The organism is Bradyrhizobium sp. G127 (assembly GCF_021502575.1).
Lineage (GTDB): Bacteria > Pseudomonadota > Alphaproteobacteria > Rhizobiales > Xanthobacteraceae > Afipia.
This window is the reverse complement of sequence record NZ_JAKFGN010000003.1, coordinates 637,191-650,360: the sequence shown is the minus strand read 5'-3', so window position 1 is coordinate 650,360 and position 13,170 is coordinate 637,191. Positions and strand designations below refer to the sequence as shown.

The 13,170-nt window shown below is 64.7% G+C and carries 11 protein-coding genes; 8 read left to right on the top strand and 3 right to left on the bottom strand.

Annotated elements, in window-relative coordinates; all coding sequences use genetic code 11:
- Positions 1-221: 221 nt before the first annotated feature.
- Positions 222-1,556 (bottom strand): dihydroorotase, encoded by a 1,335-nt coding sequence (locus LVY71_RS22635; protein WP_235102174.1) that lies wholly within the window; start codon positions 1,554-1,556, stop codon positions 222-224.
- 161 nt (positions 1,557-1,717) lie between these two features.
- On the opposite strand from LVY71_RS22635, the gene ygfZ reads away from it, so the two are divergent.
- From ygfZ to LVY71_RS22605, 6 genes are all read left to right on the top strand, one after another.
- Positions 1,718-2,614, top strand: a complete 897-nt coding sequence (ygfZ, locus tag LVY71_RS22630; RefSeq protein WP_235102173.1) for a CAF17-like 4Fe-4S cluster assembly/insertion protein YgfZ — start codon at positions 1,718-1,720, stop codon at positions 2,612-2,614.
- Positions 2,611-3,234 carry a DNA-3-methyladenine glycosylase I gene (locus LVY71_RS22625; RefSeq protein WP_235102172.1) on the top strand — a complete coding sequence of 208 codons (624 nt, stop codon included), beginning with the start codon at positions 2,611-2,613 and terminating at the stop codon, positions 3,232-3,234. The genes ygfZ and LVY71_RS22625 overlap by 4 nt, the downstream gene beginning before the upstream one ends.
- Positions 3,231-3,845, top strand: coding sequence for a YfbR-like 5'-deoxynucleotidase (locus tag LVY71_RS22620; RefSeq protein WP_235102171.1), 615 nt, complete (start codon positions 3,231-3,233; stop codon positions 3,843-3,845). Before LVY71_RS22625 ends, LVY71_RS22620 begins: the two co-directional genes overlap by 4 nt.
- 59 nt (positions 3,846-3,904) lie before the next feature.
- Complete coding sequence (locus LVY71_RS22615) at positions 3,905-4,411, top strand: tyrosine phosphatase family protein (protein WP_235102170.1); 507 nt, start codon at positions 3,905-3,907, stop codon at positions 4,409-4,411.
- Positions 4,412-4,430: 19 nt separating this feature from the next.
- Positions 4,431-5,420: an NUDIX hydrolase gene (locus tag LVY71_RS22610; protein WP_235102169.1), complete on the top strand. Its 990-nt coding sequence runs from the start codon at positions 4,431-4,433 to the stop codon at positions 5,418-5,420.
- A gap of 94 nt (positions 5,421-5,514) precedes the next feature.
- Positions 5,515-8,187 (top strand): DUF2339 domain-containing protein, encoded by a 2,673-nt coding sequence (locus LVY71_RS22605; protein ID WP_235102168.1) that lies wholly within the window; start codon positions 5,515-5,517, stop codon positions 8,185-8,187.
- Between the two features lie 18 nt (positions 8,188-8,205).
- Here the strand turns inward: LVY71_RS22605 and LVY71_RS22600 are convergent, their stop codons facing one another.
- Entirely contained in the window at positions 8,206-8,748 is a 543-nt protein-coding gene (locus tag LVY71_RS22600) for a hypothetical protein (RefSeq protein WP_235102167.1), read from the bottom strand.
- A 140-nt stretch (positions 8,749-8,888) separates the two neighbouring features.
- Complete coding sequence (gene acuI, locus LVY71_RS22595; protein ID WP_235102166.1) at positions 8,889-9,875, bottom strand: acrylyl-CoA reductase (NADPH); 987 nt, start codon at positions 9,873-9,875, stop codon at positions 8,889-8,891.
- A gap of 443 nt (positions 9,876-10,318) precedes the next feature.
- On the opposite strand from acuI, the gene nadA reads away from it, so the two are divergent.
- Both nadA and LVY71_RS22585 read left to right on the top strand, forming a co-directional pair.
- Entirely contained in the window at positions 10,319-11,425 is a 1,107-nt protein-coding gene (nadA, locus tag LVY71_RS22590; RefSeq protein WP_235102165.1) for a quinolinate synthase NadA, read from the top strand.
- A gap of 135 nt (positions 11,426-11,560) precedes the next feature.
- Positions 11,561-13,168 (top strand): L-aspartate oxidase, encoded by a 1,608-nt coding sequence (locus tag LVY71_RS22585; protein ID WP_235102164.1) that lies wholly within the window; start codon positions 11,561-11,563, stop codon positions 13,166-13,168.
- Positions 13,169-13,170: the final 2 nt, after the last annotated feature.

The following is a 13,170-nucleotide window of genomic DNA, read 5'->3' as shown; positions in this document are numbered from 1 at the left end:
CGCGGGGATTTGTATCCCCATCACAAAATGTTTCGGTGCTCGCTCGATATTATTGCCGTCATTCCGGGGCGCGCGTCTTCGCGCGAACCCGGAATCCATAACGACGGGAAGAGTGGATTCCGGGCCCGCGCCCAAGAGGGCGCGTCCCGGAATGACGCGTATCGCGGGTGTCCCGGCTCTGCGGAGCGGCGAGAAAACACCGCACCGCGTCCGGGACACACTTACGCCTTCAGCGTCTCCAGAAACCGCACCGCCTCGCCGGTCGATGGCGTGGCGAGTTCGCCCTGCCACATCACCCGCCGCCCGCGCACGAAGGTGCCGACCGGCCAGCCCTTCACCTTCATGCCGTCATAGGGCGTCCAGCCCGCGCGCGAGGCCACCCACTTGTTGGTGATGGTTTCCTCGCGCTTCATGTCAACGATAGTGAAGTCGGCATCGTAGCCCGCGGCGATGCGGCCCTTGCAGGCGATGTTGAACAGCCGCGCCGGGCCTGCGCTGGTGAGATCGACAAACCGCGCCAGCGACAGTTTCCCCGCATTCACATGATCCAGCATCACCGGCACCAGCGTCTGCACGCCGGTCATGCCCGAGGGCGATGCCGGATAGGTCTTGTCCTTTTCTTCCAGCGTATGCGGCGCGTGGTCGGAGCCGAGCACGTCGATGATGCCCTGCTCGATGCCGCGCCAGATGCCTGCGCGGTGACGGGCGTCGCGCACCGGCGGATTCATCTGCGCCAGCGTGCCGAGGCGCTCGTAAGCTTCTGGTGCGGCGAGCGTCAGGTGATGCGGCGTCGCCTCGCAGGAGGCGACGTCCTTGTGGTCGCGCAGGTACTCGATCTCTTCCTTGGTCGAGATGTGCAGCACATGGATGCGCTTGCCGGTCTCGCGCGCGATGTTCACCAGCCGCTGCGTCGCCATCAGCGCCGCGACCTCGTCGCGCCACACCGGATGCGAACGCGGATCGCCCTCGATGCGCAGGTGCTTGCGGTCGTTGAGGCGATATTCGTCCTCGGCGTGAAACGCCGCGCGGCGGCGGATCACCTTGAAGATGCGGCGCAGGCTTTCGTCGTCCTCCACCAGCAGCGTGCCGGTGGATGAGCCGATGAACACTTTCACGCCTGCGCAGCCCGGCGCGCGTTCGAGATCGGGCAGATGGTTGACGTTCTCGCGCGTGCCGCCGATGAAGAAGGCGTAGTCGCAATGCATCCGGTGATGCCCGGCCGTCACTTTGGCGGTGAAGGCTTCTTCCGTGACCGTCAGCGGATTGGTGTTCGGCATTTCGAACACGGCGGTGACGCCGCCCATCACGGCGCTGCGCGATCCGGTTTCCAGATCTTCCTTGTGGGTGAGACCCGGCTCGCGGAAATGCACCTGCGTATCCATCACACCGGGGAGGATGTGCAGGCCCTTGCAGTCGATGACTTCACCCGCGCCGGCCCCGTTCAGCGAGCCGATCTCGGCAATGCGGCCATCGGTGATACCAATGTCCCTCACGCCTTCGCCGTCCTGATTGACGACGGTGCCGGATTTTAGAATCACGTCAAATGTCTGGGCCAAGTCTCGAAACTCGTCTGCTAGGAAGTGATTTCTGCATGGCCAATGCGACGACCGGATGGCCGCGCGGCCTTGTTGTCCGCACCTTAGCGCCTTACGTTGCCATGTAATATCTGACAGGCGAATTTCCCCAAAGAACTTCGAGAAAGTCCCGAGAAAACACCATGAAAGCAGCGTTTTTGCCGGATCGCGGCGTGGTCAAGGTCAGCGGCGAGGATGCCCGTAAATTCCTGGACGGCCTCGTCACCACGAATATCGGGCTGGTCGGGCCCGGGCTGGGCCGGTTCGGCGCATTGCTGACGCCGCAGGGCAAGATCATCGCGGATTTTCTGGTCACCGAAGCGCCCGACGCCCACGGCGGCGGCTTCGTATTTGATGTGCCGCTGGCGCTTGCGCAGGCCTTCGCCGACCGTCTCGGCATCTACAAACTGCGGGCGAAGATCACCATCGAAAACCTGTCCGCGCAGCTTGGCGTGCTGGCGGTGTGGAACGGTGTTCCGGCGATCAAACCCGACCTCGCGTTCGAAGACCCGCGCGATCCGCAACTCGGCTGGCGGCTGTTCGTGCCCGACGATCTCGCAGGCGAAACGGCGGCGGCAATCGGCGCGGACCTTGGCGACAGCGCCGACTACGAGGCCCATCGCATCGCTTGCGGCGCGCCCCGCGGCGGCGTCGATTTCATTTACGGCGACGCTTTCCCGCACGAAACCAACATGGACCGCCTGCACGGCGTCGATTTCGACAAGGGCTGTTACGTCGGGCAGGAAGTTGTGTCGCGGATGCAGCATCGCGGCACCGCGCGGACGCGGACCGTGCGCGTGCGTCTGGACGCGTCGGTTCCCGAAGTCGGCCTGCCTGTCAACGCGGGCGACAAGCCGGTCGGCACCATGGGCTCGTCCGCCAACGGTCTTGGCCTCGCGTTGCTGCGGATCGATCGGGTGGCCGATGCGCTCGACGCCGGCTTGCCCTTGACGGCAGGCGGGCTGCCGCTCAGCCTTGTTGCACCCGACGACGTCAAGGCGGCGCCTGGGAAAGCATCGATTTCGGAAGCGTCGGCATGAGAAGCGCGCGCCTGCATGCCGACGGCCTGCATCGCTGTCCGTGGCCGGGAGAGGATCCGCTCTACATCGCCTACCACGACACCGAATGGGGCGTTCCGGAATACGACGACCGCGCGCTGTTCGAGAAGCTGATCCTCGACGGCTTTCAGGCCGGGCTGTCGTGGATCACGATCCTGCGCAAGCGCGACAACTTCCGCAAGGCCTTCGACGATTTCGAGCCTGCGAAGATCGCGCGCTACAGCGACAAGAAGGTCGCGGCGCTGATGAACGACGCCGGCATCGTGCGCAACCGCGCCAAGATCGAAGGCACGATCAACAGCGCGAAGTCCTACCTGAAGATCATGGAGGAGGGTCCGGGATTCTCCACGTTCCTGTGGGACTTCCTCGACGGCAAGCCGAAGGTGAACAATTTCAAGACCACGGCGTCGGTCCCTGCGTCGACGCCGGTCTCGATCAAGATGTCGAAGGCGTTGCTCGGCCACGGCTTCAAGTTCGTCGGCCCGACCATCGTCTACGCCTTCATGCAGGCCACCGGCATGGTCAACGACCACCTCGTAACGTGCCACTGCCACGACACCTGCGGCAAGATAAAAAAGCCGCCGCGCAAAATATCGAAATGACCGCGAAGAAATTCTCCCCGTCCAAAGCAGGACGCGCATGGCAGCGCATGCTGTCGGGCCGCCGTCTCGACCTGCTCGATCCCTCGCCGCTCGACATCGAGATCGAGGACATCGCCCATGGTCTCGCGCGCGTCGCGCGCTGGAACGGCCAGACCCACGGCGCGCATATTTTCTCCGTCGCGCAGCACACGCTGCTGGTGGAAGCCGTGCTGCGCAAGCAGGTGCCGCGGGTCGATCACCGCGTGCGGCTGGCGGCGATGCTGCATGACGCGCCGGAATACGTCATCGGCGACATGATCTCGCCGTTCAAGGCGGTGATCGGAGGTTCGTATAAAGCTGTCGAAAAGCGGCTGCTCTCCGCGATCCATATTCGTTTTGGTTTGCCGGCGGTGTTGCCCGCCGAGATCGAAGGGCAGATCAAGGCCGCCGACATGGGCGCGGCCTATCTCGAGGCGACGCATCTGGCCGGCTTCGGCGAGGCGGAGGCGAAACGCCTGTTCGGCCGCGACCCCAAGCTGCCCGCCGTCACCGAGAAGGACTACGTGACGCCGTGGTCCGCCGGGCGGGCCGAGAAGCAGTTTCTCGCCCGATTCAAGGCCCTTCTGGGTTAGTCCGCACGTTGGCGATCCGCCGGAGGCCAGCCTATACTGGCTGGCAAAAAGGGAACGCCATGATTCACGTCTGCTCGCTTGCCGCCCTGCCCGCGACCGTCGAGGCGACCGGCGCCCGCCATATCCTGACCGTGATGGCCAATGTCGCTCAGGTGGTGCGTCCGCCCTCGGTGCTGGAGACCAATCACCTGCGCATCCAGATGGACGACATCAACGAGCCGGCCGACGGATTCGTCGCGCCGTCCCCCGCCCATGTCGAACAGGCGCTGGCCTTCATCCGCAAATGGGATCGCGCCGCGCCGATGGTGATCCATTGCTACGCCGGGATCAGCCGCTCCACCGCGAGCGCCTTCATGGCGGCCTGCGCGCTCAATCCGCACCGCGACGAATTCTCCATCGCGCGGCAGATCCGCGCCGCCTCGCCGACCGCCTATCCCAACCGGCTGATCGTCACGCTGGCGGACAAGGTGCTGGGCCGCAACGGGCGGATGGTCCGCGCGCTCGACGACATGGGCCCTGGCAACATGACCATCGAGGGCCGGCCGTTCCGCGTGGAGATCGAATGAGAAAGCGCCCTCTGCGCCCATGAGTGAAAAGCTCCTCACGCCGATCGAGATCGGGCTGACGGCGGCCATCGTGTCCATCGAGGACAACGAGCCCCTGATCCTGACCGCATCCGGCAGCGACGGCGACGAACTGGCGGGGCTGCCGTTCGGTCCGTTCGATGCCGTCGCGCATCGCACGCTGGAAATCGGGCTGCGCTCGTGGGTCGAAGAACAGACCGGCCTGCGGCTCGGCTATGTCGAACAGCTCTACACGTTCGGCGATCGCGGCCGCCACGCCCGGCGCGGCGACACTGACGCCCATGTTGCCTCGGTCGGCTATCTCGCGCTGACGCGCGCCGCCGACAACACCTCGAAGCCGCAGGTCGCGGGCGCCACCTTCGAGCCCTGGTATCGCTATTTCCCGTGGGAAGACTGGCGCGACGGGCCGCCCGCGATCATCGACAGGACCATCCTCCCGGCCCTGACGGACTGGGCCGCGCAATCCGAAAAGCCGGACACCGCCCGCGCGCTGGCGCGCGGCGACCGGGTGCGGCTCTACTTCGGGACTCAGGGTGCGCAGTGGGACGAGGAGCGCGTGCTCGACCGCTACGAGCTGCTCTACGAAGCGGGCCTGATCGAGGAATCCCGCCGCGACGGCAGACCCGCTGCGCTGGCGCGCAAATCGCTGCCCGCGCTCGGCACGCCGATGCGCTTCGACCACCGCAGAATTCTCGCCACCGCCATCGCCCGGCTGCGCGCCAAACTGAAATATCGCCCGGTGGTGTTTGAACTTCTGCCGCCCGAGTTCACACTAACAGACTTGCAGCGGACCGTTGAGGCGATCTCGGGGCGTCATTTGCACAAGCAGAATTTCCGCCGTCTGGTTGAGAACGGCGCGCTGGTCGAACCGACCGGCGAAATGTCCACACAAACCGGCGGACGGCCCGCCGCGCTGTTTCGTTTCCGCCGCGAAGTGTTGCAGGAGCGGCCCGCGCCGGGATTGCGCGTGCGCGGCCGCCGCCAGAATTGAACAAGGCCGCCCCAACGGCGCGGCGGCCTGAAATGATTTCCGCGTGATCTGATCGCTTGCGTTCATGCGCCAGCGGATCGCGCAAGGAGGAACGATGGAATTTATTGCGGTCGTCATTGCCATTGTCGCGTTTATTTTTGCACGTAAAGCCATCAATCGCTCGCAGGAACTCAACGCGCGGCTGGCATTGCTTGAAGCCTCGCTTGCAACGGGCGCGCGCCCCTCGCTCCCGCCATCGGATGCGTCCGTCGCGCCGCCGATTGTGCCCGAGACGACTGCCGACTCTGAGCGGCCCGCGCCGGTGCCACCGCCGCTGCCGGTAAGCGGACGCTATGAAGAGAAAGCGGCGGACGCCGCGCCGGAAACTCCTGTCGCACAACCGCCGCAGACCGCCCCCGGCCTCGAAGAACGCCTCGGCACCCGCTGGGTGGTGTGGATCGGCGGACTGACGCTCGCGCTCGGCGGCGTGTTTCTCGTTAAATACTCCATCGAAGCCGGCCTGCTCGGCCCCGGCGTGCGCGTGCTGCTCGGTGCACTGTTTGCGCTCGCCCTGCTCGTCACCGGCGAAGTTGCGCGGCGCAAGGAAAGCCTGTCCGCCATCGCGCCGCTGCCGATCGCCAACATCCCGGCGATCCTCACCGCTGCCGGAACCGCTGTTGCCTTCGCGACGGTGTATGCCGCCTACGCGCTTTACGGATTCCTGTCGCCGCCGGTCGCGTTCGTCCTGCTCGGCGCTGTTGCGCTGGGCACGCTTGCCGCGGCGCTGCTGCACGGTCCGGCGCTTGCGGGCCTCGGCGTGGTCGGCGCATTCGTGACCCCCGTGCTGGTGTCCTCGGACAAGCCCGACTACTGGGCGCTCTATATCTATATCGCCATCGTCACCGCAGCCGCTTTCGGCCTCGCACGCATCCGGCTGTGGCGCTGGCTCGCCGTCACCACCATCGTGTTCGGCGCGTTCTGGATGCTGTTCGATATTGCCCGCCCCCATACGCTCGGCCCTCAGGCATTCGATATCATTGCGAGCTTCGCGCTGTCGGCGTTGCTGGTGGTCGCCGGATTCATGTTCGGTCCGCCGGCTGAACAGGGCCGAGTCGAACCGGTGTCTTCGATTTCGCTGGGCGTGTTCCTGTTCGGCGCAGCCGTGCTCGTTCTCATCAACAACCATGCCGACCCCGCCATGATCGTGTTCACACTGCTGGTGGCGGCCACTTTCGCCATCGCCTGGCGCGCGGACAGCGCGACCGGCACCGTCGGCGCCGCAGCCGTGCTGGTGTTCGCGGTCTTCGCGGAATGGGCCATTCGCGCCAATCCGGACCTTGCGGTGGCGCCCGGCGGTCCAATGCCCGGCATCGGTCCGCGCGCCGACGACGGCTCGATCAGCATGCATCTCACAACCGCGGCAGGTTTCGCCGCGGCGTTCGGCGCGGCCGGCTTCCTCGCGCAGGGACGCTCCGTCAGCGCAATCATTCCGGTGATCTGGGCGGCGGCCGGCGTGTTCACGCCACTCGCATTGCTGGTCGCGCTCTATGCGCGCATCGCGCATCTCGACCGCTCGATCCCGTTTGCCATCATTGCGATTGCACTGGCCGGAGCGTTCGCGGCAGCCACCGAGATTCTGACCAAACGCGAGGCGCGGCCCGGCCAGATGATCGCCACCGCGCTGTTTGCCACCGGCACGCTGGCGGCGCTGGCGCTGGCCTTCACTTTCGCACTGGAAAAGGGCTGGCTCACCATCGCGCTGGCGCTGATGTCGCTCGGCACCGCGTGGATTTCCATGAAGCGGCCGATCCCGTTCCTGCGCGCGCTGGCCGCGGTCCTCGCCGGCATCGTGGTGCTGCGCGTCGGCTATGAGCCGCGCATCGCCGGCAATGACGTCGGCACCACGCCGATCTTCAACTGGCTGCTGCTCGGCTACGGCATTCCGGCGGCGTCGTTCTGGCTCGGCAGCATCTTCCTGCGCCGTCGCGGGGACGATGCCCCGCTGCGCAGCGTGGAGGCCGCGGCGATCCTGTTCACGGTGCTGCTCGCCTTCACCGAGATCCGCCACTACATCAACAGCGGCGATATCTACAGCAGATCATCGAGCCTGATCGAGATCGGTCTGCAGGTCTGCGTCGCGCTGGCGATGGCGATCGGACTGGAACGGCTGCGGGTGCGGACGGGCAGCGTCATCCACAACATCGGCGCGCTGCTGCTAACGTGGTTCGCCGGGCTGGCAATTGTCCTTGGATTGTTCGGGATTGCCAATCCGCTGATGCGGAGCATCGAGATCGCGGGACCATTCTTCAACCCGCTGATCCTCGGCTACGCGATCCCGGCCATTCTCGCGCTGCTCCTGTCATATGCCGTGGCCGGCCGTCGCGTTGCGGCCTATGCCAACACCATCGCGGCCGCGGCTCTCGTGCTGGCGCTGGCCTGGATCACGCTGGAAATCCGCCGCCTCTACCACGGGCCGTTCCTGAACAGCTTCCGCACCTTCGACGCCGAGCAGTACACCTACTCGGTGGCATGGCTGGTGTTCGGCGTGGTTCTGCTCGGCATCGGCCTGCTGCTGCCGTCGCAGCGCGCGCGCCTTGCGTCGGCGGTGATGATCGCGGTCACCATTCTCAAGGTGTTCCTGATCGACATGTCGAACCTGACCGGAGCCTACCGGGCGTTCTCGTTCATCGGTCTGGGACTGGTGCTGGTCGCCATCGGATGGCTGTATCAGCGCATCCTGTTCCGGCAAACGAAAACGCCGCCGGCTATCAACAGCCCGGCGGCGTGATCGGAGTACGAGGAAAGACTACTCGCTGGCGGAACGGCGCAGCTCAAGCGACGCCGGTTCGCTGTGGGACGCGGGGCGTACCTCAGCACGCGCGGACGCATCGGCCGACTGGGTCACGCCGGGCGCGCGAAGCGACCGCGGACGCGAGATCGCGCGCGCCAGGAACACGCGCGCGTTGCCGTGACGGCGGAAGTCGCAATAGGCGAAGCCGAGGCCGGATACCGACCCACGGAAGCTGGCATTGTCGGTCTTGTTCAGGTTGAAGCAAGGTTCGAACGGAATGCCCTTGATCGAGGCGCAAATCTGCTGGCCGCGGACCTGAAGCGTGTTGGACGGCAGCCGCATGTTGCGAGCCTGGGGTGCGCCGCTGAACTGCACCGCACCGGCCGCCGCGCCGTCATCGGTGATCTTGCCGACGCCCTTGGTGCCGTCGAAGCAATTGAAGGCGAACATCTTGTTGGCGACGAACTTGCGCGCCTCATCGGCGTTCATGGTTTCGGCCAACACAGGAGCCGCAACCGAGCTTGCAAGGATGGCTCCAAAAACGAGACGCATGAGCATGCGAGCTACTCCAACTGACTAGACTTGCGGGTCCGGACAACCGGCCAAGCCAAAGCCCGGCGGTTTATCCCTTAACCCGGTGATTACCATACCAACCATGGCAACATTGGAGCACCATGGTTTGCAAAGTCTGAACGTCCTCAGGAAATTCTCACCACCGTCCGGCCGCGGAGCTGTCCGGCAAGAATTTTCGGAGCAACATCGAGCACGTCGGCGAGGCCGATTTCTGTAGTCATTTCAGCAAGTTTCGCGTGGTCGAGATCCTTCGCCAGCCGTTGCCAGGCGGCCTTTCGCGGCCCGATCGGGCACATCACGGAATCGATGCCCAAAAGGCACACTCCGCGCAAAATGAAAGGCGCGACCGACGACGGCAGGTCCATGCCGGCGGCAAGACCGCAGGCGGCGATGGCGCCGCCGTACTTCGTCATCGACAGCAGATTCGCCAACGTGGTTGACCCGACGCTGTCGATACCGCCCGCCCAGCGCTCCTTGCCCAGCATTTTGGCCGGACCGGACAATTCGTTGCGGTCGATGATTTCGGCCACACCAAGGCCGCGCAGATAATCGTGTTCGGCAGCGCGGCCGGTCGAAGCGATCACGTGGAAACCAAGTTTCGAAAGCAGCGCCACGGCCACCGAGCCGACGCCGCCGGCCGCGCCGGTGACGACCACCGGGCCGTCTTTCGGTGTCAGGCCATGCTTCTCCAGCGCTAGCACCGACAGCATCGCGGTGAAGCCCGCCGTGCCGATCGCCATCGCCTCACGCGCGGTCATGCCGTCGGGCAGGCCCACCAGCCAGTCGCCCTTGACCCGCGCCTTCTCGGCATAGGCGCCGAGATGGGTTTCGCCGAGACCCCAGCCGGTGGAGATCACCTTGTCACCGGCTTTCCAGCCGGAATGCGACGACTCCAGAACGGTGCCCGCGAAATCCACGCCGGCGATCATCGGAAAGCGGCGCACCACCGGCGACTTGCCGGTGATTGCGAGGCCGTCCTTGTAGTTCACGGTGGACCATTCGACTGCGACCGTGACGTCGCCGTCCATCAGTTCGGCTTCGTCGAACTGCGTCAGCGCCGCCGTGGTGCCCTTCTCGGCCTTGTCGATCCTGATTGCCTTGAACGTTGCCAAACCCGATCTCCGTCTTGCTGTGCGGTTGAATCCGGACCTCTGATTGGCGGCTCCGGCCTCGTTTGCCAAGGGGAGATTGCCTGCGGCCGTCGCTGCATTGGCCGATGCATTTCCACCATGCGGAAATGTTCGGCGGATCCTCTGGCGGAGACGAGAACGACCTGCTATATTTGTTTTGCTCGTTATGAGAATAAGTAGGTGAGGACGCAGCCAACAACAGGCAGCCATCCTTGCAGGAAACCGAGTTTGGAACGCCGGCCACGGAGCGAATTCCGCAAAAGTGGGCACCGGTTTTGCGCAGAATTCGCTCCCGATTTTTAATCGGAGCCTTTTCTTCACGCGAACCGGAAGGCCCACTTCGCTTGAAAATGCTCATGGGCCGGATTTCTCAGAACCTATATATGCTCAAATTGAGTATATATAATCAGCCAAGGGAGGCTGCGATGCCGATCCTCGATATTTACGGTCCCGACGATTTCGGACGCCCAATCCACCACCCGACCGGCAGCCCCGCGCGCGCAGCCCGTGCCGAGCGCAGCCGCGCCTTGCCGATGCCGTCGCTGGAATGGACGCCGGAGGTCGAGCGCGCCACCGCGCATCTCTACGCCAGGGTGCAGAACGTCATTCCCGAAATCGAGTGGCCGTTCATGGCGCCCTACGTGAAGGCGATCAACGATCTCAAGGCACAGCGCGATGCGGTGATCCTGGCGCACAACTATCAGACGCCGGAGATTTTCCATTGCGTCGCCGACATTGGTGGCGACTCGCTGCAGCTTGCGCGCGAAGCCACCAAGGTGAAGCAACAGGTCATCATCCAGTGTGGCGTGCACTTCATGGCCGAGACTTCGAAGATCCTGAATCCCGACAAGACCGTACTGATCCCGGATTCGCGCGCAGGCTGTTCGCTGGCCTCCTCGATCACCGGCGCGGACGTGCGCCTGCTGCGCGAAAAGTTTCCGGGTGTGCCCGTGGTCGCCTATGTCAACACGTCGGCCGACGTGAAGTCCGAGGTCGACATCTGCTGCACCTCGTCGAACGCTGTGCAGGTGGTGGAGAGTCTCAACGCCGACACCGTGATCTTCCTGCCTGATCAATATCTGGCAAAATATGTCGCTTCGAAAACCAGCGTGAAGATCATCGCATGGAAAGGCGCGTGCGAGGTGCACGAGCGATTCACCGGCGACGAGTTGCGCACCTATCGCGAAGCCGACCCGTCAGTGCAGATCATCGCGCATCCGGAATGTCCGCCTGACGTGCTCGCGGAAGCCGACTTCACCGGCTCGACCGCGCATATGATCGACTGGGTGCGCAAGCACCAGCCGAAGCGCATCGTCATGGTCACCGAATGCTCGATGGCCGACAACGTGCAGGCCGAACTGCCGAACGTCGAGTTCGTCAAGCCGTGCAATCTGTGTCCGCACATGAAGCGCATCACGCTGCCGAAGATTCTCGACAGCCTCGTTTACATGCGCGAGGAGGTCACAATCGATCCCGCGATCATCGGCAATGCGCGGCGTTCGGTGGAGCGGATGATCAATCTGAAGAATTAAAAGGGCCGTCGCCCTTCGAGGCTCGCTACGCTCGCACCTCAGGGTGACGGTAAAAGAATATCAGGCGTCATCCTGATGTGCGAGGCACCTTCGCCGAGCCTCAAAGCATGACAGACACACACCAAGGCGCCGACCATGAGTACATTCAACCTTGCCTCTCCGCCAATTGACGCCACAACCGACGTCGTCATCGTCGGCGGCGGACTGGCGGGTTTGTTCTGCGCGCTGAAACTTAGCCCCCGCCCCGTCACCGTGATTTCCGCAGCGCCCCTCGGCGAAGGCGCATCCAGCGCATGGGCGCAGGGAGGCATCGCAGCCGCGGTCGCCGAGGGCGACAGCGCCGAGGCCCACGCAGCCGATACGATCGCGGTCGGCGGCGGGATTGTCGATAAAGACATCGCGCTCGGGCTTGCCCGTGAAGCCCCCGCGCGCATTCACGACCTGCTTCAATATGGCGTGCCGTTCGACCGCGACCTCGAAGGCAAACTGGCCGTCGGCCGCGAGGCCGCGCATTCGGCACGGCGCATCGTCCATGTGCAGGGCGACATGGCCGGCAAGGCCATTATCGCTGCCCTGATCGCGGCGGTACGCAACACGCCATCGATCCGCGTCATCGAAGGCTATACTGCCGAGGCGTTGCTGACCGATGGCGATACCGTGTTCGGTTTGCAGCTCCGCAAGTCGGACGATGTGACGGCGGCTCCCATTGTGATTCCGTCGCGCGCCATCGTGCTGGCGACCGGCGGCATCGGGCATCTTTATGCCGTGACCACGAACCCGGCGGAAGCCAGCGGACAAGGCCTCGCCATCGCCGCGCGCGCCGGCGCGATCATCGCCGATCCCGAATTCGTGCAGTTTCATCCGACCGCGCTCAATGTCGGCCGCGATCCCGCGCCACTTGCAACCGAAGCGCTGCGCGGCGAAGGAGCGACGCTCATCAACGGCAACGGCGAGCGCTTCATGCTGACGCTCGATCCATTGGCCGAACTCGCGCCGCGCGATATCGTCGCGCGCGGCGTGTTCGCGGAAATCGCCGCCAGGCGCGGCGCGTATCTCGATGCGACAAAGGCGCTTGGCGCAAAATTCGCGGCGAAATTTCCGACCGTCTACGCAAGCTGCATTGCCGCAGGCATCGATCCGGCGACGCAGCCGATTCCGATCGCGCCCGCCGCGCATTACCACATGGGCGGTATCGCCGTGGACCATCACGGCCGCACCTCGCTGAAAGGTCTGTGGGCCGGCGGCGAAGTGTCCAGCACCGGCGCGCATGGCGCCAATCGCCTCGCCTCCAATTCACTGCTTGAAGCCGTGGTCTATGCCGCGCGCATCGCGGAAGACATCGGCGGCAACACGTTCGCCACCCCGGTCCGTCTGTCGACGAACCCAGGTTTGCGCAACAGCGCCATGCCGCCGCGAGCCGAATCCAGCCTGCGCGCAATGATGAGTTCCCATGTCGGCGTGGTCCGCAACGGCAATCAATTGATGGATGCGGTGCAGGCGTTCGCCGCCATCGAGCGGAACAGCAACAACATCGCGCTGCGCAACATGGCGACCACGGCACTGATCGTGGCAGCGTCCGCATGGTCGCGGCGCGAGAGCCGCGGCGCGCATTTTCGTTCCGACTACCCGGCGGAAGACCTGGCGCAGCGCAACCGCACCATGACCACGCTCAATGAGGCGCGCGGTATCGCCGCATCGGTGACGGACACTCCGCCTCTCAAACGTACTTCGGCAGGAGCCTGACC